The sequence below is a fragment of the Novosphingobium sp. PP1Y genome, assembly GCF_000253255.1.
In the GTDB taxonomy this organism is placed as follows: Bacteria; Pseudomonadota; Alphaproteobacteria; order Sphingomonadales; family Sphingomonadaceae; genus Novosphingobium.
Window position 1 is genome coordinate 595,398 of record NC_015583.1, and the last position, 20,595, is coordinate 615,992.

Annotated in this window: 22 protein-coding genes; 5 read left to right on the top strand and 17 right to left on the bottom strand. The window is 64.6% G+C overall.

Annotated elements, in window-relative coordinates; translation table 11 throughout:
- The first annotated feature begins 55 nt into the window (after positions 1-55).
- On the top strand, positions 56-1,555 hold the full coding sequence (locus PP1Y_RS24570; protein WP_148274818.1) for a winged helix-turn-helix domain-containing protein: 1,500 nt from the start codon (positions 56-58) through the stop codon (positions 1,553-1,555).
- Here PP1Y_RS24570 and PP1Y_RS03640 read toward each other — a convergent pair.
- The 14 genes from PP1Y_RS03640 to atpD all read right to left on the bottom strand — a co-directional run bounded on the left by PP1Y_RS03640 (position 1,474) and on the right by atpD (position 12,921).
- The gene (locus tag PP1Y_RS03640) at positions 1,474-2,511 is read right to left on the bottom strand and encodes a TonB-dependent receptor (RefSeq protein ID WP_013836741.1); all 1,038 of its coding nucleotides are present in this window, start codon (positions 2,509-2,511) and stop codon (positions 1,474-1,476) included. The two genes, PP1Y_RS24570 and PP1Y_RS03640, sit on opposite strands and share 82 nt — an antisense overlap.
- Entirely contained in the window at positions 2,484-3,509 is a 1,026-nt protein-coding gene (locus tag PP1Y_RS03645; RefSeq protein WP_013836742.1) for a TonB-dependent siderophore receptor, read from the bottom strand. Before PP1Y_RS03645 ends, PP1Y_RS03640 begins: the two co-directional genes overlap by 28 nt.
- Positions 3,510-3,625: 116 nt before the next feature.
- Complete coding sequence (locus tag PP1Y_RS03650; protein ID WP_013836743.1) at positions 3,626-4,312, bottom strand: phosphoribosyltransferase; 687 nt, start codon at positions 4,310-4,312, stop codon at positions 3,626-3,628.
- The gene (locus PP1Y_RS03655) at positions 4,309-4,965 is read right to left on the bottom strand and encodes a dienelactone hydrolase family protein (protein ID WP_013836744.1); all 657 of its coding nucleotides are present in this window, start codon (positions 4,963-4,965) and stop codon (positions 4,309-4,311) included. Before PP1Y_RS03655 ends, PP1Y_RS03650 begins: the two co-directional genes overlap by 4 nt.
- Positions 4,962-6,287 (bottom strand): erythromycin esterase family protein, encoded by a 1,326-nt coding sequence (locus PP1Y_RS03660; protein ID WP_013836745.1) that lies wholly within the window; start codon positions 6,285-6,287, stop codon positions 4,962-4,964. The genes PP1Y_RS03655 and PP1Y_RS03660 overlap by 4 nt, the downstream gene beginning before the upstream one ends.
- 106 nt (positions 6,288-6,393) lie before the next feature.
- Positions 6,394-7,257 (bottom strand): F0F1 ATP synthase subunit gamma, encoded by an 864-nt coding sequence (locus PP1Y_RS03665; protein ID WP_013836746.1) that lies wholly within the window; start codon positions 7,255-7,257, stop codon positions 6,394-6,396.
- Positions 7,250-8,806, bottom strand: coding sequence for a F0F1 ATP synthase subunit alpha (locus PP1Y_RS03670; protein ID WP_013836747.1), 1,557 nt, complete (start codon positions 8,804-8,806; stop codon positions 7,250-7,252). The genes PP1Y_RS03665 and PP1Y_RS03670 overlap by 8 nt, the downstream gene beginning before the upstream one ends.
- Positions 8,793-9,536 carry a F0F1 ATP synthase subunit delta gene (locus tag PP1Y_RS03675; protein ID WP_013836748.1) on the bottom strand — a complete coding sequence of 248 codons (744 nt, stop codon included), beginning with the start codon at positions 9,534-9,536 and terminating at the stop codon, positions 8,793-8,795. Before PP1Y_RS03675 ends, PP1Y_RS03670 begins: the two co-directional genes overlap by 14 nt.
- 4 nt (positions 9,537-9,540) lie before the next feature.
- Positions 9,541-9,789, bottom strand: coding sequence for a F0F1 ATP synthase subunit C (locus PP1Y_RS03680; protein WP_007014698.1), 249 nt, complete (start codon positions 9,787-9,789; stop codon positions 9,541-9,543).
- Entirely contained in the window at positions 9,773-10,483 is a 711-nt protein-coding gene (locus PP1Y_RS03685; RefSeq protein ID WP_013836749.1) for a F0F1 ATP synthase subunit A, read from the bottom strand. Before PP1Y_RS03685 ends, PP1Y_RS03680 begins: the two co-directional genes overlap by 17 nt.
- Positions 10,480-10,764, bottom strand: a complete 285-nt coding sequence (locus tag PP1Y_RS03690) for an ATP synthase subunit I (RefSeq protein ID WP_041558331.1) — start codon at positions 10,762-10,764, stop codon at positions 10,480-10,482. Before PP1Y_RS03690 ends, PP1Y_RS03685 begins: the two co-directional genes overlap by 4 nt.
- Positions 10,761-11,048 (bottom strand): AtpZ/AtpI family protein, encoded by a 288-nt coding sequence (locus tag PP1Y_RS03695; RefSeq protein WP_041558333.1) that lies wholly within the window; start codon positions 11,046-11,048, stop codon positions 10,761-10,763. Before PP1Y_RS03695 ends, PP1Y_RS03690 begins: the two co-directional genes overlap by 4 nt.
- A complete protein-coding gene (locus PP1Y_RS03700; RefSeq protein WP_041558335.1) occupies positions 11,045-11,494 on the bottom strand; it encodes a F0F1 ATP synthase subunit epsilon in 450 nt (149 codons plus the stop codon). The genes PP1Y_RS03695 and PP1Y_RS03700 overlap by 4 nt, the downstream gene beginning before the upstream one ends.
- The gene (gene atpD / locus PP1Y_RS03705; protein WP_013836750.1) at positions 11,491-12,921 is read right to left on the bottom strand and encodes a F0F1 ATP synthase subunit beta; all 1,431 of its coding nucleotides are present in this window, start codon (positions 12,919-12,921) and stop codon (positions 11,491-11,493) included. Before atpD ends, PP1Y_RS03700 begins: the two co-directional genes overlap by 4 nt.
- A gap of 233 nt (positions 12,922-13,154) precedes the next feature.
- On the opposite strand from atpD, the gene PP1Y_RS03710 reads away from it, so the two are divergent.
- Complete coding sequence (locus PP1Y_RS03710; protein WP_013836751.1) at positions 13,155-14,783, top strand: MBL fold metallo-hydrolase; 1,629 nt, start codon at positions 13,155-13,157, stop codon at positions 14,781-14,783.
- On the opposite strand, the gene PP1Y_RS03715 is transcribed toward PP1Y_RS03710, so the two are convergent.
- Together PP1Y_RS03715 and PP1Y_RS03720 are read right to left on the bottom strand one after the other, a co-directional pair.
- The gene (locus PP1Y_RS03715; protein ID WP_013836752.1) at positions 14,774-15,664 is read right to left on the bottom strand and encodes a ribose-phosphate diphosphokinase; all 891 of its coding nucleotides are present in this window, start codon (positions 15,662-15,664) and stop codon (positions 14,774-14,776) included. The two genes, PP1Y_RS03710 and PP1Y_RS03715, sit on opposite strands and share 10 nt — an antisense overlap.
- Entirely contained in the window at positions 15,661-17,148 is a 1,488-nt protein-coding gene (locus PP1Y_RS03720; protein ID WP_013836753.1) for a thymidine phosphorylase family protein, read from the bottom strand. Before PP1Y_RS03720 ends, PP1Y_RS03715 begins: the two co-directional genes overlap by 4 nt.
- A 247-nt stretch (positions 17,149-17,395) precedes the next feature.
- On the opposite strand from PP1Y_RS03720, the gene PP1Y_RS25690 reads away from it, so the two are divergent.
- Both PP1Y_RS25690 and PP1Y_RS25695 read left to right on the top strand, forming a co-directional pair.
- Positions 17,396-17,947 (top strand): carboxymuconolactone decarboxylase family protein, encoded by a 552-nt coding sequence (locus PP1Y_RS25690; protein WP_158511828.1) that lies wholly within the window; start codon positions 17,396-17,398, stop codon positions 17,945-17,947.
- Positions 17,944-18,654, top strand: coding sequence for an EthD domain-containing protein (locus PP1Y_RS25695; protein ID WP_041558336.1), 711 nt, complete (start codon positions 17,944-17,946; stop codon positions 18,652-18,654). The genes PP1Y_RS25690 and PP1Y_RS25695 overlap by 4 nt, the downstream gene beginning before the upstream one ends.
- 128 nt (positions 18,655-18,782) lie before the next feature.
- Here the strand turns inward: PP1Y_RS25695 and PP1Y_RS03735 are convergent, their stop codons facing one another.
- Positions 18,783-19,382: a murein L,D-transpeptidase catalytic domain family protein gene (locus PP1Y_RS03735; protein ID WP_013836756.1), complete on the bottom strand. Its 600-nt coding sequence runs from the start codon at positions 19,380-19,382 to the stop codon at positions 18,783-18,785.
- Between the two features lie 120 nt (positions 19,383-19,502).
- Here PP1Y_RS03735 and PP1Y_RS03740 point away from each other — a divergent pair, with 120 nt between their 5' ends.
- The gene (locus PP1Y_RS03740) at positions 19,503-20,588 is read left to right on the top strand and encodes a L,D-transpeptidase family protein (protein WP_232512230.1); all 1,086 of its coding nucleotides are present in this window, start codon (positions 19,503-19,505) and stop codon (positions 20,586-20,588) included.
- The last annotated feature ends 7 nt before the right edge of the window (positions 20,589-20,595 follow it).

A 20,595-nucleotide genomic window follows, 5' to 3' on the forward strand; every position in this document is an offset into this window, starting at 1 on the left:
GTCTCTTCGAACGATAGAAGGGCCCCTGGCCCTGCTTACGGCAGAACCGCGCGTAATGCAGGTACTGCTTGCCCTTGCCGATGCCATGGGTGCAGTGCTGAGCCGCGAGGACCTGCTGCTCAATTGTTGGGGAGGGCGGATCGTCGGTGACGACGCTGTCAATCGCGTCATTGCCGAATTGCGGCGCCTGGCCCGTGAAACCGGAGCCGGGTTCGTGGTCGAAACGATTCCGCGCACCGGCTACCGACTGGTAGGACAGATCGAAGAACTCCCTGTCGCCGGGCCGAATGCTGCCGTCCCTGTTGAGGGCAATGCACCGCGCGGCTTCGAAAGGCGCGCCTGGCTAGCCGGCGGCCTGGCGGTTCTGGTCGCGGCATCCGGATCGGCCTGGTGGCTGGCTGCAAGACACACCGGCGGCTCTGCCGCGCAGCAAATCGCCGAGGGGCGCCGCATCCTGCGCGAGCTATGGCCCGACCAGGATATGCGCGGCGTCGAAGTGCTGCGCAAGGCAGTCGAACTCGATCCCGACAATGCCCAAGCCTGGGGCCTGCTCGCAATGGCGTGGCGCAATGTCGCGGAAGGCGCGCCGCCCGACCAGGTCAGCGATGCTGTGACCGGATGCGAGGAAGCGGCAAGGCAGGCACTGGCGCTCGACCGGAACGAAGGCAATGCCCTGGCCGCCCTTGCCACCCTGCGCCCTTACCTTGGCGACTGGCAGGCAGCCGAGGACCGCATGCGCGATGTCCTGAAAGTCGCTCCCGACAACGCCAATGTGCTGCTTCATCTGGTCACTCTGCTGCAATCGGTAGGGTATGCGCGGCAATCGTGGGAATACAATGAAAGATCGATTGCACTGGAGCCTCTATCGCCGCCACATCAGTTTCGCAGGGCACTGAAATACTGGATTTTCGGAAGGATCGCCGAAGCCGATCTGGCGATCGACCGCGCCATGCAGCTCTGGCCGAAGTATCCGGCAATCTGGAGCGCGCGGCTGTATATCTTCGCCTTTACCGGCAGGACTAGGGCCGCGCTGACCTTGCTGGACGACGTGAGCCTGCGCCCCGCCAAGTTCACCAGCGAGCAGGAGGAACGCTGGCGCATCGCGCTCACTGCACTGGACACGCCCAGTTCTGCAAACCTGGCCGAGGCTCGCCGTGCTCTGGCGCAGGCGGTCACACCGGGCTTCTCGGTTCAGGCGGTCATGTGCCTTTCGGCCATGGGCGAGCTCGATGCCGCATTCGATGTCGCGCAGGGGTTCCTGCTGCGCAAGGGGCCGCTGGTCGGCTCGATCTGGCCGGTGCGGAACCAGATGATATCGCCGGATGATCTCTGGCGGCGCACGATGAACCTGTTCACGCCCGCGACTCGACCGATGCGAGCCGATCCCCGTTTCGCAGCGCTCTGCGACGGGATCGGTCTAACGCGGTACTGGAAGGCTCGCGGTGTCGGTCCGGATGCCTTCCTCATGCCAGATCAGAAACTGGCCTCGAGGCCCAGCCCCAGTTCGCGTGGGTCGCTTGCAGTCGCCAGCCCGGATCCGGCCGAGAACTTGTAGGTCAGATGGAATTCATCGAGGAGGTTGCGGGCGTAACCGAAGACGGTGAAGCGAGAGAAAGTCCAGGAGACTTTGGCATCGACACTGGTCGATGCAGCGATCCGCTGCTCGTAATCCTCGGTGTCATCGCTGAAGTATCGGCCATTGTGCCGCATCTGCGCTGAAAAGTGCAAGGTCTTGGCAGGATTCCAGCTGATCGCAAGCGATCCGCTCAAATGCGGCGATCGCTGGAATTGCTTGCCTCTAATCGGGTCGGAAACCTCGATTGTCCGCGTAATGCGCGTATCGAGCAGACCGAGGCCCGCACTCAGGCTGAAATGCGGCGATGGCTTCCAGTCGGCTTCGAGTTCCATGCCCCTCGACCAGGCGCGCGGCGCATTGCCGACCTGGACAGCCGTCACCAGCTCCCCGTTGGGGGTACGAAAGACGATCGTTTCGGTGCGCTGGGCATCGTACATGTCGTAGACGAAGGCATTGGCGGCAATCGTCAACCGGCAGTCGTCCAGCTTTGCCCTCAGGAAAACCTCATAGTCCCACAGGCGTTCGGCCTCGAATGTTTCGATGCGTGCGGTTTGCGTATTGAGCGAGAGACCGCCTGGATTGTAGGCGCGATGTACCTGCAGGCCCAACCGCAGGTTCGGGGCGGCATCCCAGGCGAGGGAGACGCGGGGCAGCCAGGCCGAAAAGCTGCGATCAAAGTCTACCTGGATGGTCCTCAGGCCGCCGATGAGACCCCCGGTCCGCAGCTGGCTGTCGCGCTGGTACCGCAGAGCGGTCGTCAGCGTGAGGGTGCCGGTCAACGGCAGTTCGGCTTGGCCGAAGAGACCCAGACTTCTCTGCAGGTCCATGAAGGTGCCTGATCCGAATTGAAGCGCGGATATGTCGATGGTCTGGCCCAGCGTCGCACGGGTGAAATTGAGGCCTGCATTCAGGCGAAGTCCGATTGTGCACGCCATCCCAGGAAAGGTTCGATCGAGAAATCATGCGTGCCGATCCTGGCACGCCCCAGACCCGGCGGCGCGTAGCGGTGTACCTTGACGTCACCATAGCTCAACGTGGCATGGGCATCGAAGGCGCCGTCCGGAAGATAGGCAAGGCGCCCGGTCAGCGAATTCGTCCTGATCGCAAAGATCCCGTAATTTGCATTGGGATTGCGCCGTTCTCGATAGGGGGCCTCTACGCCTTCCACTTGCGGCATCTGTGACCGGCCATGTCCATAAGTGATGAGCAGGCTGGTATCGGGAAGCGTTTCGGGTTGAACCAGCAGCTTGGCGCGCAGGAGGTCGAAATCGTCACGGTTCGGATCGATTCCCGCCGCCGGGTTGGTGATACGGCTGGATGTGCGGCCACGGCGCACGTCGCCGGAAAGCCGAAGGGCGACCTCATTGCTGACGAGAGGCACGGACAGGGCCGCGGAAGCCTGACGTGTCATCGCCTCGCCTGCGATCAGGCGCGCCTTCCCTTCCCAAGCGAAATCCGGATCTTCAGTCTCGATGAAAATCGCACCGCCTATCGAATTGCGTCCTTGGGTAGTGGACTGGGGACTGCGGAAAATTTCCACGTGCTCGACATCCCAGAGCGGCGTCAGCCCGAAGGCCAGTTCGTAATAGCTCACCGGGCGACCGTCGACCTGGATCGTGGCCCGCGGGCGAGAGCCACTCAGGAAGGCGGCGAGATCGCGCACGACGCCCGTCGAATCCTGGCCGCGAATGACTGGCCCCTCGCCACCAGAACCAAGTTGGACGTTCGGCACAAACTGGAGCAGTTGCTCAATGCGATCGGGCGCGGCCTTGTCCTTGATCGTGCGCGCGGTCTCTACGCTGACGCTTGAAGCCGTATGCTGGACCGAACGGGCGATCCGCTCGCCTGTAACAATGATTTCGTCTCCGGAAGCAGGTTCCGACGGGGGCAGCGCAGCAGCGGCAGCCGAAACGAGATATAGTGCAGCCAGCATAATTGTGTGAAAGCCAAGCCCCCTCTACCGGCCGGACCTGGGGGGCTATTTGTAGAGCAAGTTCGCGCTTGGCGCCATTGTGCCGTTGGGGCGCTTCTCCTTGCCGCAGCGAGGCTTCAGATATCGCTGGCCTCGCGCAGGCCCGGCTTTTCCCAGGCCTTGGCTTTTTCCAGCAGGCGAATGACTTCCTCGTCTCCGGTCTGGTCGAAGTTGCGGTAATGCTGGCCAACCGCATGAAATGGCGTGGGTGAGGAGAGGCAGATCACCATGTCGCACATTTCCCGCAACTCGGGGAGGACGTCGGCAGGGGCTAGGGGAACGGCGAGGATTATCTGCGAGGGACCTGCCTTGGCGAGTGCCTTGAGCGCGGCGCGCACGGTGCCGCCAGTGGCGATCCCGTCATCGACAAGGATAACCGTGCAGCCGGAGAGCATCACTGGAGGGCCGGTGCGATAGAGCGCGCGGCGCCTCTCGATCTCGGCAAGCTGGCGGGCGATCTGCATGTCGATATAGTCGCGGTCTGCGCCGACCAGGCGGGCCATAGCCTCGTCGATGACGATTTGCGGCGATGCCCCGTCGACAAGGGCGCCAATGCCGTATTCCTCGTGACCCGGCGCGCCGATCTTGCGCACCATCAGGATGTCGAGCGGCGCGCCCAGGACCTTCGCCACTTCGAAACCCACCGGCACGCCGCCGCGGGGCAGGGCGAGCACGACCGGGTCTTTCAGGTCGAGCGTTGAGACAGCCTTCGCCAATGCTACTCCGGCATCCTCGCGATCGGCAAATCCGGACCGGCCAGTCATAGCACGTTTCCAAGGTGGTGGCGAAACCACAGACTCGCGAGTGTGACGACCTGATCGAGGGTGCCGGGTTCCTCGAAAAGATGTCCGGCGCCCGGAACGATGGCCATATCCTTTTCGCACCTCAGGGCATCGTAAGCGGCGGCATTGAGATCGATGACTATTCCGTCCAGCTCTCCGACGATTAGCAGCGTCGGGGCCTGCACACGAGGAAGCATGTCCGCCCCGGCAAGGTCCGGACGACCGCCGCGCGAGACTATGGCGGCAATGCGCGGATCGTCGGCAGCGGCCCTGAGCGCCGCGCCGCCACCGGTGCTGGCGCCAAAGTAGCAGGGACGCAGGTCGCTTGTTTCGGGATGATCGCGGGTCCAGTCGGCAGCGCCGCTCAGGCGCTCGGCCAGCAGCGCGATGTCGAAGACGTTGCGGCGATCGTGTTCCTCCTCCGGCGTCAGCAGGTCGAGCAGTATCGTTGCCAGTCCATCATCGCGCAGTCGGGCCGCGACGTAATTGTTGCGCGGGCTGAGCCGGCCGCTGCCGCTGCCGTGCGCGAAGATGACGAGACCTCGCGCCCCTGCCGGTACGCCCAGGATAGCGGCTAGCGCATGCGGGCCGATCTGAACTTCCTTGAGCCCGGTTGAAGGGAGCGGCGCGATCATAGTCCGAAGGGCCAGGTTTCCGGCGCGCCGTGCGGGCGTTCATGCCCCAGGGGCGTGACCGCCCTGGTCTGTTCGAACCAGACGAAAGCGTCGAACTGGTCGGCCAGGATGGCTTCGAAATAGTGGCTCGCGCGCTCGGTCTCGGGACGATAGACGACCCCGATTGCCCGCTCGAGCAGGGTCTGGGACAGCATCTCGACAAGCCGCGGATCCTTGCGTCTGCGCCAATCGGTCAGACTGCGGGCATGACCCGTCCGGCGGAACGCGGCTTCCCAGCTATCGTCGCGCGCCGGGCGAACCTGCATCACACGCATGTCCGCACCCCAGTCCGAAGCCGCCGCGACGGTGCCGCGATCCGTGCCGAAACCGATCAGCACTGCCTCGTTGCCAAAGGCCGCCCGGCACAGTTCCCCGATGTTGAATTCGCCGTGCCAGCCCATCGCCGTCGCCGAAGCATTGCCGACATGCGAATTGTGCGCCCAGATCACGGCACGGGCGTCCTTGCGATGGGCCATCAGCCTGAGCAGCGTATCGAACATGTGCCGATCGCGTTGGTTCCAGCTTGCCGCGGAACCGCGATACATCGCGCGGTAGTATTGCTCGGCGGCGCGCACGATGCGCGCGTTCTGTTCTGCATCGAGAAAGGCCTCGCCGTCCTGTCGGATATAGTCCATCCGCTCGGCAAGCAGGCCTTCGAGCTGCGCGACCACCGCGTCCTCGCAGCCGTGCAGGGTCCCATGCTCTACCGCCCGGCCATAGTGCTGCGGTTCATCCTGCCAGGGCATGAGGCAGGCATATCGCCGGCGCGCCTCGGCCGCCGCGGCCTCGTTATGCGCATCGAGATAGGCAATCACGGCATGGATCGACTCGCCCAGCGAATAGACGTCGAGACCATAGAGGCCCGCCCGCTCCTTATCGGGAAGAGCTTCATTATGGCCGCGCAACCAGTCGGCGAAAGACAAGACTTCCTCATTGCGCCACATCCACGTCGGGAAGCGCACGAAGGGCTCGCCCTTGCGCGGGCGGGCGGCGCGGTGCCGGGCATAGGCATCGATCCGGGCCACGTCCGGCCAGTCGCCTTCGACCGCCACGATGTTGAAGCCATGCTTTTCGATCAGGCGCCGGGTAATCGCGGCGCGCGCGGCATAGAATTCATGAGTGCCATGCGTCGCTTCGCCCAGCAGCACAATCCGCGCATCGCCGAAACTTTCGAACGCATCGGCGAAGTGCGGCGCGTCGGGGCTCGGCAGTATCCGGGCCGCGCCGCGCAGGCCGTCCAGAAAGTCGGCCTCGTTCACCGTTATTCGGTTCTGGATCGTCATGGTGAGACTCCCAGCAAGCGTACGGTCTGGATAGGATCATGCGCCTGTCTCTTGCATTGATCCAGAGCAATCCGGCTGCAAAATGGGTTGGCGGCGCTGGCGCTTATCAGCGCATTGACGCCCCACCGGAGGCAAGTTCAATGACTTCTTCGGTAATCTGTTCCTGCCGCATGAGTCGCGCCCTGGCGGCAAGTTCGTCGCTGCGGCGGGCCACGTTTTCGCGCGCCGCGACCATGGCCTGCATGCGCGCCTCGTTCTCTGCTGCGAAAGAAAGGACAAGCGCTTCACAGATCTCGGCAAAAACGTATTCGTCGGCCAGCTGTGCAAGCAGCCTTTCCGGTGGCAGCTGAATTATCGGCGGCTGGGCCCTGGCGAGAGGGGCGAAGCGCGAAAAGTCGAAGGGCAGGAGCGGGCGGACTTGCACCGGGCTCTCGGGCTGCTGCGCGTCGGTCGCGGCGTGAACGAGCAGCACCTCGCTGACCTCGCCGTTCGCAATACGATCGAACAGGGCATCGGCGATGCGGTTGGCGAGTCCAGCGATCTCCTGCGCATGGGTCGCCATCGGGGCGGACCAGTTGACGGTAAGCACGCGTTCCGACGCGGCCGAAGCAGCGTGACTGCCGACGAGGAGAAGTTCGCAGCTCGGAGTTCGGCTCGACCTTGTCAGCGGGGTAAGGGCATCGAGAAGTCGGCCGTTGAAATTGCCGACGAACCCCTGCTCCGCGCCGATTGCCAGAACGATGGATTTCCGGTTCCCTCCTTTCGCGGCATTGGCCGGCGCCTGGGGGACAAGCGCAAGCGCCTGGGCAATCGCCTCGCCGATTGTCCGGGCATAAGTCTGGATACCGGGAAGCCTTGCCTTGGCTTCGCGCAAGCGAGCCGCGGCAATGGCGCGCACGGCGCCGATGACGGATGAGAGCTGGTGAACGCTTTCGATCCGCGCTTCGACTTCGGCAAGCCGCTCAGCCATGGTCCTGTGCCTTGTCGGCCAATGCACCGACGATGTCCGCAAGGCGGGTCAGGTCGGCATCATCGATCTCGGAATTGGCGTTGATCCTGTCGACCAGATCGCGGGCGCCGCAGGCCAGTGCACGATCCACCCGGCTCTGCAAGGCGGGGATCGTCTCGGGCGCCGCTGTATCGAGTTTTCCGGCATTGAGAGCGGCAAGCAGCGCCACTTGCGCTGCGCCCGACAGGCCCGCGAAGCGGTCCTGTGTGAGAACCGCGCGAATGCGCTCGCCGCGTATGAGAATCGGCTTGAAGCGCTGGTCCGACATTCCGCCGAAGCGGGTAAACATCTCCAGTTCAAGGAACTGGGCATAGTCGAGCCTGATCCGTCCCGAGACCTGTCGCAGCGCGCGGCGCTGTGCCTTGCCGCCCACGCGGCTGACGCTCAGGCCAACGTCGACGGCGGGGCGCTGATTGGCCGCGAACAGGTTCGTGCTGAGGACGATCTGCCCGTCGGTGATCGAAATGAGGTTGGTCGGGATATAGGCTGAAAGATTGCCTGCATCGGTCTCCGCAATCGGCAGGGCCGTGAGCGAGCCGCCGCGAAGCGCAGGCGAGAGATGCGCCGCGCGTTCCAGCAGCCGAGCGTGCAGGTAGAAGACGTCGCCGGGATAAGCCTCGCGGCCGGGAGGCTCACGCGTCAGCAGGGCCAGTTCGCGGTGCGTAGCGGCGTGCTTGGTCAGGTCGTCGATGACGATCAGCGCGTCCTGTCCCCGGTCGCGGAAATATTCGGCCATGGTCATACCGGCGAAGGGCGCGATCCACTGCATGCCGGGACTGGCCGCGGCAGAGGCGAGCACGAAGATGCAGCGTTCCTGCGCGCCGTGGACTTTCACCGCCTCGATCACCCGCTCGATCGCCGTCGCGCGCTGGCCGACCGCGACATAGACGCACACCACGCCGGAATTCTTCTGGTTGACGATGGCGTCGACGGCGATGGAGGTTTTTCCCGTCGCCCGGTCGCCGATGATCAATTCGCGCTGCCCGCGGCCCAATGCGAAGAGGGAGTCGACCACCAGGACGCCGGTCTCGACGGGCTGCGACACAAGGTCGCGCTCGATGATCGCCGGGGCCGGGCGCTCGACCGGCCAATGATCGGCCGGGGCGATGGCATCGCCTTCGTCCAGCGGGCGGCCGAGCGGGTCGACGATCCGGCCAAGCAGATCCGGCCCCACCGGCACCCGGACGACATCGCCCGTTCCCGACACGCGCGTGCCTGCCTCTATGCCTGTCAGGTCATCGAACAGGACGGCGCTGATCGCGTCTTCGTCGAGGGCAAGGGCGAGCCCGGTCTGCCCGCCCTCGAAATGAAGCAGTTCGTTGAGGCGGACTTCAGGCAGGCCCTGGATCCGGGCAATGCCGTCGGCGACATGGGTGACCCGGCCGAAGGTTTCGGCCTTTGCGGACAAGGCAATCCCGGCAAGTCGTTCGCGCTGGCGCGCTAGCCAGTCGTGCGCAAGCGGATCGTCGGCTGCCGCGCCGCCGGGTCGGGATGGCCTAGTGCCGGTCATGGTCATCCAGTCCGTCCAGCACATGGCTCAGGTCTGACCGCAGCGAATTCTCGATAGCGGCCATGTCCGTTTCCAGGGCAAGGCCGCCAATAAGTTCGGGGTCCACCACCGTGTCGAATTCGACCTCCCGGCCCAATGCGCGCGTTAGGGCCGCGTGCAGCGCTTCGCGGTCATCCGGCGAAGGCGTGCGCGAGAGGCTGACGGTGATCGGCTTGCCTTGCGGCCCGATCCGCTCGCGCACTTCGGCAGGCAGCGAGGCGAGGGCATGTTCGAAGCCGCCGAGAAACCCGGTGAGGGGGATCTGCTTTGCCGGGCCTTGCAGCAGCCTTGCGGCGATTTCCGTCGCCAGCCGGCTGGCATCGCGTTCTACCTGCTCGGCTGCTTGCGCGCGCAAGTGCGTGCTCGCGTTCTTCGCGTCCTCTTCGATGCGGTGGGCATCCTTGCGGGCGGCCTCGACAATTGCGGTGCGGGTGGCCTCCGCCTCGGCCTGTGCGTCCTTGATCAGTTGCTGCTTCTGGCTTTCCAGCGCGCCGCGCTCGCGCTGCGTCCCTGCAAGGTCCTCTGCCGCCTTCGCACGTTTTGCTTCGGCGTCGCCTAGCAGCTTTGCCGCCGCTTGCTGGCGCTGGGCCACAATGCGCGCCATCGGCCGGAACAGGAAGCGTCCCAGCAGCCACAGGAGCACCAGCAGATTGACGGTCTGCAGGCCCAGTGTCCACCAGTCGAGGTGCATCAGTTCACTTCACGAAGGGATTGGCGAAGAGTACGAGCAAGGCGACCACGAGACAATAGATCGCCATCGTCTCGATCATGGCGAGGCCGACGAAAAGCGTGCGGGAAATGGTGCCCGCTGCATCGGGCTGGCGCGCTATGGCGTCCATGGCCGCCGCGACTGCGCGGCCTTCGCCAAGCCCCGGACCAATCGCTCCGAACGATACGGCGATGGTGGCTGAAAGGATGCTGATTTCCTCAATCGTCATGCACATCTCCCTGGCTGGTCGTTGGATTTCTGGATGGGGAGCCCTCGCTGATCGCGGCGCCGATGAAGACTGCGGCGAGAATGGCGAAGATGTAGGCCTGCACGGCGCCCGTCAGCAGATCGAGCGCCATGAGTGGGATAGGCACGAAGAGGCCGGCAAGCGAAAGGATGATGCCGATCACGAAGACCCCGCTCATGACATTGCCGAACAGGCGGATGATCAGGGAAAACGTGCGCGTCAGTTGCTCGATGATGTTGAGCGGTATCATGATCCAGCTGGGCTGCGCGAACGTCCTGAGATAGCCGCCAGGGCCGTTGACCCGCACGCCGTGAAAGAGCGTGGCGGCCAGCACGATCAGTGCCAGCGCGGCGTCGGTCTCCAGATGGGCTGTCGCCGGTTCGACGCCGGGGAGCAGGCCGGACCAGTTGGCAATCAGGATGAACAGTGCGATCGTGCCGATCAGGGCGCGGTAGGGCGCCGGATCGGACTGCATGACTTCGCGAACCTGATGGTCGATGGCACCGGTTACCAGTTCTGCGGCCGCCTGCAGCTTTCCGGGGCGCAGTGCAAGGCGGCGGGTCAGCAGGACCGAGCCGAGCGTCATGACCGCCATGATCGCCCAGGTCGCGATGACCGGCTGGGTGATCGGCACGGGCCCGATGTGGAAGACCGGCTCGATGGCAAGTGGAGAGGCGTTCACGGCGTTTCCTCCTTGCCAACCCTTCGCATGACCAACCTGCGTCCGACGAGAACTCCGGCCGCGCCGCCCAGCAGGCAGCCCGCGCCGACCCGCGCCATGACGTAGAGCGCGGCGGCCAGCACGGTCATCCGGGCAAGCTGGAGCAGGGCGGTGCGAATGGCCCTGCCTTGCAGGTAATCGCCGCTGACCTGCAGCAGCGAGCGGAAATGGATCAGGCCGAGCAGCAATCCCACTGCGAAACCGGCCAGAGCCTCAAGAGCGATCGGGGCCAGCTGCATCATCCGATGCGTCCATGCATCCAGCGCCAGGCAGACCAGAAGCCAAGGGCTGCGCCCAGCATCAGGAAAGCGGCGGAAAAGACGATCCCGGTGGCCAGGTGCCGGTCGATCCAGCGGCCGACGAACAGGGCGAAAAGCATGGGCAGGACGATCATCCAACCCAGCACGCCAATCTGGCCCAGTCGCGCGCCGAGCGAGGGTTCGGGCACATCCTTGCCAAGGCGGGCGCGTCGTTCCTCCGTGCGCGCGGCTTCGGCCAGGCGGTCGTCGGGCGGGTCCGCGGTCATGGCACCTCTCCTTCGAGGATGGCGCGCAGCGGATCGCAGCTACCCGGGCGCAGATAGCGCATGAGCTGGCGAACCGCGCGTGCATGAAGCTGCGTCTGTGCGACCCGCGCCTTGCGCTCCGCCTCGCTTTGGCTTTCGCGCATGGCGGCAACTTGCGCTTCCAATCTGTCGAGCCGCTCGCTGCAAAAGGCTTCGCGGCAGGCAATGGCAAGGTGCCTGCCGCCGCTCAGCGTGAGGACGCCGCCGCGTACCGCGCAATAACGCATGGTTCCATCGGCCTCGCACCAGCGCACGACCGAGGCGGGCAGCGCCGTCAGGAGATCGGCATGGCCCGGCCGCAATCCGAAGCTGCCGCTCTCGTCCATTGCCCGCACCGAGCGCACACCCTCGACCGAAACCACCGAGGCTTCAGGCGTCGCGATGGAGAGGTGGAGCCCGTCGTTCATGCGGCGGCCTCCCTTGCGGCGGATTCCTTCGCCCGGGCTTCCTCGAGCGCGCCGATCATGAACAGGGCGCTTTCCGGCCAGTCGTCGCATTCGCCATCGAGGATCGCCCGGCAGCCGGCGATGGTGTCTTCCAGCTTCACCGATTTGCCGGGGGTGCCGGAGAATGCCTCCGTCACTGTGAAGGGCTGCGTCAGGAACCGCTGCAGCTTGCGCGCTCGCCCGACGATGCGGCGGTCCTCGCTGCCCAGTTCCTCCATTCCGAGCAGGGCGATGACGTCCTGCAGCTCGCGGTAATGCTCGATCGCCCGGCGAACCTCGATGGCGACGCGGGCATGTTCATTTCCGACGATGGCAGGGTCGAGGAGGACCGAGGACGAAGCGATGGGATCCATGGCCGGATACATGCCCTCTGCAGCCATCGAGCGCGACAGGACGACCATGGAATCGACATGGGCGGCAATCGTGGTGACGGCCGGGTCGGTGAAATCGTCGGCAGGGACATAGACGGCCTGAATGGCCGTGACGGCGGCCTCGCCGACCGAAGCGATGCGTTCCTGCAGCGCGGCCACTTCGCTGGCCAGCGTCGGCTGGTAGCCCACGCGAGAGGGCAGGCGGCCCAGCAGGCCGGACACTTCTGCGCCCGCCTGGACGAAGCGGAACACGTTGTCCATGAGCAGCAAGACGTTGCGGTGTTCCTCGTCGCGGAAATGCTCGGCGATGGTAAGTGCGGTCATCGGCACGCGCCAGCGTGCGCCGGACGGCTCGTTCATCTGCCCGTAGACGAGGACGGTGCGCTCCAGAACGCCGGACTCGCGCATGTCGAGCAACATCTCGTGGCCTTCGCGCGAACGCTCGCCGACGCCTGCGAAGACCGAGATGCCCTGATAGCCGCTGACCATGGCGTGGATCAGTTCCATGACCAGAACGGTCTTTCCCACGCCGGCCCCGCCGAACATCGCCGCCTTGCCGCCGTGGGAAAGCGGGGTCAGCAGGTCGATCGCCTTGATCCCGGTCAGGAACAGCTCTGTCGATGGGCCCTGGATCGCTATCGGCGGAGGGGGGCGGTGGATCGGACGGCGCGGCGTGGCAGGCGGTATCGCCGGTCCGTCATCGCCGGGGTTTCCGACCACGTCGATGAGCCGGCCCAGCACGGCCTGTCCGACCGGAGCGGTAAGCGGACCGCCAAGGGACTTTGTGCGCTCTCCGCGCCTGAGGCCGGCAGTCGCCTGCAGGGCAATGCAGCGTACCGTGCGCACATCGAGGTGGGCCTGCACTTCGGCGATGATGCTGGTCCCGCCGGTCTCTTCGATCAGCACGGCCTCTTCGATCGCGGGGAGCTTGCCCGGCTGGAAACGGACATCGACCACAGCCCCGCGAACCGCCACGACCGCGCCATCGCTGTGCTCGGTACGATCCGGTACTGCCATCGAAGGTCACCTCCGAGACTGGTCAGGGCGCCGCTTGGCCCGAGACCGAAAGGCCGCTGCCGCGACAGGCTGGGCACAGGATGGCGCAAACTGCTCCAAAAGCACAGCCTTTCCGCCATCTGCTGTAAAGGCTATGTCCGGGACCGGGCGGGCGATCCATGATCCAGCGCAATTACGCAGCCGATTGCACGTGGCAGGCATGGGAGAGGCCCGTATGAGAGGAGAGCCAGCCCATGGCCGACGAAGACACGCTATCGCTCCGTTTCCATGGTGCAGCCGGGACCGTCACCGGATCGTGCATGGAATTCCAGCTTGGCGGACGGCACCTGCTGGTCGACTGCGGCATGTTTCAGGGCTCGCGCAGTCTCGAAGCGCTCAACCACGGGTCCTTCGATTTCGACATCGACAAGATCGATGCCGTGGTCCTCACTCATGCGCATATCGATCACTGCGGGTTGTTGCCCAAGCTTGTCGCACAGGGCTGGAAGGGAAAGATCTGGTGTACACAGGCAACCTCCGATCTGCTGGAATACATGCTGGGCGATGCCGGGCGCATCCAGGAAAGCGAGGCGGAGAGGCATAACCGCAGGCGCGACCGGGCGGGCGAGGAGCGCTTCGTGCCGATCTATACTGCGGAAGATGCCCTGAAGGCCTGGCGCATGTCAGAGCCGGTCGAGCGCGAAGAGTGGTTCGAGCCGGTGCCCGGATTTCGTGCCCGCCTGTGGAATGCCGGCCATATCCTTGGTTCTGCTTCGGTCGAACTGATGGTCGGCGGCGTACACATTCTGTGTTCGGGAGATCTCGGCCCCGAGCACAAGGCCTTCCATCCCGATCCGGAAGCGCCGGCGCAGTTCGACTACGTCATTTGCGAATCCACTTACGGCGACCGCGCGCGCCAGAAGCTGACAATGGCGCAGCGCCGCAGCCAGCTCGAGCGCGAGATCAAGGATGCCATTGCACGCGGCGGCAACCTCGTGATCCCGACTTTCGCGCTGGAACGCACGCAGGAACTGCTGCTCGACATTGCGCGCCTTGCCGATGCCAACCGTATTCCCAATGTGCCGGTCTTCGTCGATTCGCCGCTGGCAAGCCGGGCGACCAAGGTCTTTGCAGCCCATGCCGATGAACTGGAAGACATCTGCGGCGACGACATCTTCCATCATCCCGCGATCCACTACGTCGAGGATGTGAAGGAATCGATGCGGATCAACACGCTGTCGGGGGCGATCATCATGGCCGCCTCGGGCATGTGCGAGGCAGGCCGCATCCGCCATCATCTCAAGCACAACCTGCACAGGCGCGAATCGACGGTCCTGTTCGTGGGCTTCCAGGCGCAGGGCACGTTGGGCCGTGTCATCCTGGAGGGAGCGAAGCGGGTGCGCATTTCGGGTGAGGACATCAATGTGCGCGCGCAGATCAGGCGCATCGATTCCTATTCTGCCCATGCCGACCGCGACGAGCTGCTGGCCTGGATCGCGGCGCGGCGGCCCATAGTCGGCAGCCTGTTCCTGAGCCATGGCGAGAGCGAGGCGATCGCGTCGCTCAAGGCGCAGGTGGAAAAGGACGACCCGAAGCTGCGCGTGATCAAGCCGCAGATTGGCGAGGTCTATGCGCTGGGCGCAGGCGAACTGGCGCGGCGTACGCAGACCGGCCGGCTCGATCTGGAGCAGATGGCCGGCACCGACTGGCAGAACGAATACGCGGACTTCGTATCGAACCTCAAGGCGCATCTGGGCAAGATCCGCGACGAAAAGGCGCGCAAGCAGGCGCTCGGCGACATGCGTCGTGTTCTCGACAGTTACAACGAGGCGCGCGAACGGCAAAAGCGCCGCCACGCGCCGGGCGATAACGATCAGGTCTGAAGCAGGCCCGAGGACTTGAGGGCATCGGCGAGGAGCGGCGCCAGCGTCGGTCCGCAAGTCGGGCCGGGAATGCTGTCGGTCGAGACGATGCGCGCGATCCCGCTGGCTGTCATGCGGGCAAGGTCTTCGCTACTGGCGAGGCAATGCGTTGCCAGCGCCTCGATGCGCTGCGCGCCGGCTTTGCGTAGGGCACCTGCTGCGGCGATCAGCGTCTCTCCGCTGGAAATGACGTCGTCCACCAGGATCGCACTGCGCCCTTTCGCCTTCTCGATCCCGGCAATGGAAAGCGCGACCTTGCGATCGCCGAAGCGCTCCTTGCTGCCGAGCAGCATGTCGAGGCCGAGCGGCCGGGCGATGCTCTCGATCCACTGACGCGCTTCGCTGTCGGGTCCGACGATGACCGGGTCTTGCCCGGCCTCTATCGCGCTGGCCAGAACCGGGGCGGCCGAGAGGGCTATCGCGGGAATGCCCGGCACGGCTTGGGCCAGGGTGGCCACGCGATGAAGGTGCGGGTCGACGGTGACGATGCCGTCGAAATGCGCGGCGATGAGCTGCCCGATGACGCGCTGGCTTACCGCTTCGCCCGGTTTGAAGGCCATGTCCTGGCGCATGTAGGCGAGATAGGGCGCGACCAGTACCACGCGCCGCGCGCCGCCGTCGCGCGCTGCCGATGCGGCAAGGATCAGTTCGATGAGCTTGGCGTTGGGGTCGTTCAGCGAGCGGTGAAGAATGACCGTCGGCGCGCTTCGCGGCACCTGCACGAGGCTTTCGAGGTCGGGGAAGCGGTGCACACCGACCTTGTCGCAAGGCAGTCCCAATTGCGCCGCCAGCGCTTGCGCGCTGGACAGGGAATGCGCAAAGCCGAGGACGAGGGCGTTCAACGCAGGACCTCGTAGCCGCTGTCCTCGCCAGCCAGATCGCGGGCAAAGCCCAGGCCCGTCTCGGACTGGGCATGGATACGATAGAGCGCTTCTCCCTTGCGGACCTGTTCGCCGACCTTGTGCAGCAGGTCGATGCCTGCGCCCTTGTCCATCGGCGCCCCGGCAAGGCGGGCGATGCGAGCGATCACGTGGCAATCGATCATGCTGATGCGACCATCGAGCGGCGCGCAGACTTCATGCGTGAATTGCCCAGGCGCGAATTTCTCGGTCTGCGGGCCCTGCGCAGCGATCAGCCGTTCCATGGCCTGCAAAGCGGCGCCGGACGCCAGCATTTCCATCGCCCTGGCAAAGCCTCTTCCGCCCTTGAGTTCGGGATCGAAATCAAGAATGTGCCCGGCCAGCAGCAGCGCCCGGTCGCGCAGGTCTTCGGGCGCATCGGAATCGTTGCGCAGCACCGCCATGACGTCGCGTGCCTCCAGCACCGGACCGATCCCGCGTCCGATCGGCTGGGAACCGTCGGTGATGACGACGTCGATCTCGATGCCCAACTTGCCTGCGACATATTCGAAAAGCTTGCGCAGGCGCACGGCTTCGCTTTGCGAGCGGACCTTGGCGGTCGGCCCTACCGGGATGTCGAGCACGAGATGGGTCGATCCTGCCGCCAGTTTCTTGGAGAGGATCGAGGCGACCATCTGTTCGAAGGTATCGATGCGCAGCGGGCGCTCGACGGAGATCAGGATGTCGTCGGCGGGTGAAAGATTGACCTGGCCGCCCCAGGCCAGGACGGCATGTTCCTTCGACACGATCGCCTGCATGTCCCTCGCGCACAAATTGACATTGGCGAGCACTTCCATCGTGTCGGCGGTACCCGAGGGCGAGGTGATCGCGCGCGAAGACGTCTTGGGCATGATCAGGCCGTGCGCGGCCACGATCGGCACGACGATCATCGAAGTGCGGTTGCCGGGAATGCCGCCGATACAATGCTTGTCGACCACCAGCGGCGATTTCCAGTCGAGCTTCTCCCCCACGTCGGCCATGGCGCGCGTGATCGACAGCGTTTCCTGCGTGCTCATGAAGCCGGCGCAGGCCACGAGGTAGGCGCCGATTTCCATGGGCGAATAGCGATGGGCGGCGATGTCGCGCACGATGGCAACGATTTCGCTGTCTTCCAGCGTATCCCCGTCGATCTTGCGGCGCACGAATTCGAGGCTGACCGGCGGGCGGGCCTGTTCGATCACGACTTCGGCGCCTTCGGGCAGGCCGAGCCGGCGGAAGGCCTGTTCTCCCAGTCCGATCTCGCCCGCCGTGATCCAGGCGCTTTCGTCGACGACTGCGAGCGTGGCGAGGATTTCCGAGGTATCGCTGCTGATCCGGATCTTGCGCAGGGCCTGGAACTGCTCAGCCGAGTAGCCATTGCCGTGACGCAGCAGGAAAGCGGTGTTCTCGGGGTGAGTGTCGATGGCCAGGCGTTTTATCTTTAGCATCCACGACGACCTTGCATTGCCTTTGCACGTTCTGGCCCCGGTGGGTGCGGAATGCAATTCTGCTCTACCCTACAGTCGCTTGGCCCGGTCGCTGCAGTCTGCTGAAGTAAAGGGATGCCGAGGCGCAATACCCTGGGATCGCAATCCTACTAGGACTTTCGATAGGTGTGAGTCGCGTCGAGAACTGGAGACTGCAGCCTGCGCGGGTAGTATTGTCTGCAGGATAGAACATACCGGGAGAATGAAGATGTCGAGGATTCGGCTGCTTGAGCTTTCAGAGATGGATCCGGAAATGGCGGAGATCGCCACCAACATGCAAGAGATGGTCGGCGATGGAACGGCCATGCGAGCAGTGGCCCACCGCCCCGATATCGTGAAGGCTTTCGGTGCCTTCTATGCCCAATTGCAGATGCAGGGACTGCTCAGCCGCAAGCTCGTCGAACTGGTCCGGCTTGCGATCGCGCAGATCAACCAGTGCGCGAATTGCCTGCAGTCGCGGTATCAGGATTCGATCGAGGAAGGCCTGACCGAGGAACTGATCGCGGCGCTGCCCGGGGTTGAGACTTCGCCGCTCTTCTCCGAACGGGAGCGTGCGGCCATCGTGTTCGCGCAAAAGATGGCCTTCAACCACTTCGACGTCGGCGATGACGATTTCATCAGGCTGCACCAGCATTTTAGTGAGGAAGAAATCGTCGAGCTTTGCTTCGATGTCGCCCAGTTCATCGGGATCGGTCGCATGTTCGCGGTGCTTGACGCCACCAATACGGCCTGCGCCATTCCGGCGATGGCCGCGGAATGAGCCAGAGTTACCAACTGGCTAAGGCGGGTCTTTATTTCAGCGCCGCACGCGGTGGGGAAGAGGGCCTGCCGGCGGAAATGAAGGAGGCCGCGGCGGCGCTGCTGGCCGATCTGCCGCCCGGAACCGACTTGCGCATAGGGCGAAGGCTCACCGGCTACGATCCGCTTCCTCACGAAGTGCTGATGGCGGACAGTCCGGCCCCGTTCGATTATGTCTTCGAGGCCAGCGGCGCTGGCGACGCGGCGGCAGAGCCCTTGCAGGTCGCGATTGCAGGTATGGCGCGCGTTCTGGGCGATCGCATCGACAGGCAGACGGCCGCCGTTTTCGCCGGAACCGAAATCACGATCACGGCCGGTGACGGGCCTGTTTTCGTCGTCATGCCGCTACGCCGTGTTCCCTCGCTCAGCCATGACGACTTCATGGACCAATGGTTCGGTCGCCATGCCGCACTTGGCGAGAAGGTGGAGGGCGTGCGCTATCGCCAGAACCATGTCGATGCGACAGCGACGGCGGATCTGGCCGGGCGGGTCGGTTTGTCCTTCCCGCCGATGGATGGTCTCACCGAGTCGTACTTCGACGTACTGGATGGCGCGCTCGCGCTTCTCAGCCGCGAGGATGTGGCGGTTGGGGCGATCGAAGACGAAAAGCGCTTCATTCATCACCCCACATCCCAGTTCGCGCTCTACGAGACGCTCTGGCGATCGTGACCGGGAATGCGGGCGCATGGTCTGCATGCGCCCATAGCCCTTCTTGATCGCCATCAATGCCGCGCGGCGTGAAGCCGGCCACGAGAAGGACCGGATCGGCCAAGGGTGATGCAGCGGTGAAAAGACGCCTACTTCCAGGCAAAGAGCAGGCGGCCCTCGCCCAGATGGCCGAGCACTTCGTTGATGTCGTGAACCGGCACCGAGAAGCATCCCAGGCTGCGTCCGATCCTGCCGCTGAGGCGCGCCATATGCGGGTTCACATAGTCGGCCCCGTGCATCACGATGGCGCGACTGGCCGCATTGCTGTTGTCCGGGTCGAGCCCGACGAGACGGCCCGAGCGTCCGTGCTTCCCGTAATAGGTGGAGGCCGTCAGGAAGCTGCCGCGGGACGAGGCATTGGAACCCGGCCGATTGGAGAACCGCTCGAGGAATCCGCTGTTGCCCGGGTCGGAGCCGCGCCCGTGCGCGACAAAGTACGTCTGCAGTATCCGACCGCTGGACAAGTCGACGATCTGGAAGCGCGGGTTGCGCGAAGGCTGCGAAAAATCGACGAGTCCGACCACGTCGCGGTGGCGGATTCGGGATGCATGGGCATCAAGAGCGGCCTTTGCCTGTGGCAGCAGGTCTGGTTCTTCCGTAGATCGGACCGCGGCGAAAGCGCGCGGCGCGACCAGCCCCGCAGTACCCACAAGAGCGCCGCCAATGATATGGCGCCGACTGAGAGTCATGATGTGGAAATCCTCGATACCGTTGTTCATGACGTAAGGTCATCGGGCGTCAATTTCAAACCGTTCATCGCGATTGCGGCTCTCCTTCGGTCAATACCGGTTGTATTCACGGCATTCTTTTTGACGCCAGGCGCCGCGCGCGCGCAGGACCCGGTCGATTGGACGCCCGCCACGCTGGCAAGGCTCGAGGTTTGGGTGGCGCGGGCTCGGGAAGATGCGCTGCCGGTTCTCGACACCGGCCCCTTGCAGAAGGCGCAGGCCCGAGGTGACGCTCATGCCGTGTCGCAGGCTGCAACGGCCCTCGCCCTGGACCTGGCGCGTATGCAGCTGCTCGGGGCGGCTGGCGCGGGTCAGCGTGCAGGCTGGCACATCGTCGATACCGACGGGGCCGTCGACTTGCATGAACGGCTGGCTCGCGCGGTGTCGCTCGATGTCCTGGATTCCTTTTTTTCGGGGCTGCAGCCGCACAGCGACCAATACGCGGCCCTGCGCCGGGCCTATGCCAGCGAGGCCGATCCGGAACGCCGCCTGACCCTTGCGCGCAACATGGAACGTTGGCGCTGGATGCCCCAGTCGCTCGGGTCCGATTACGTGCTTGTCAATGCAGCCGCGTTCGAAGCCGAGTTGTGGCGTCAAGACCGCCGGGAGGGCACATGGCCGGTGATCGTCGGCAAGCGCTCGACGCCAACCCCGGTGTTCTCCGCCAGGATAACCGGCGTGATCCTCAATCCCTGGTGGGTGGTGCCCGCCAGCATCGTGCGCGAGAAGCATGGCGTATTTCCTGCTCGCCTCGGCTACGTTCGAAGCGGCGGGCAGGTCCGCCAGAAGCCGGGGCCGGGCAATGCCTTGGGGGAAATGAAGCTCGACATGCCCAATTCCTTCTCCGTCTATATTCACGATACGCCCAGCAAGGATCTTTTCGCAAAAGACGTGCGCGCATTCAGCCACGGCTGCATTCGTATAGGCGATGCCCTCGGCTTCGCAGCGAAGGTGCTTGGCGGCGAACACGATCGAGAGAAGGTCGATACCATCGTCGCCAAGCAAGAGACGACGCGCCTGACTCTCGAAAAGGCGCTGCCGGTCTACATCACGTACTTCACAGCGGGCACCGATGCAGAGGGCCGGCTCCGATTCTATCCCGATCTCTACAAGCGCGACCGTCGCACCGGCGATCCGAACTCGGGAGGGAATGCCTGCAATGGCTGAGTAGGGA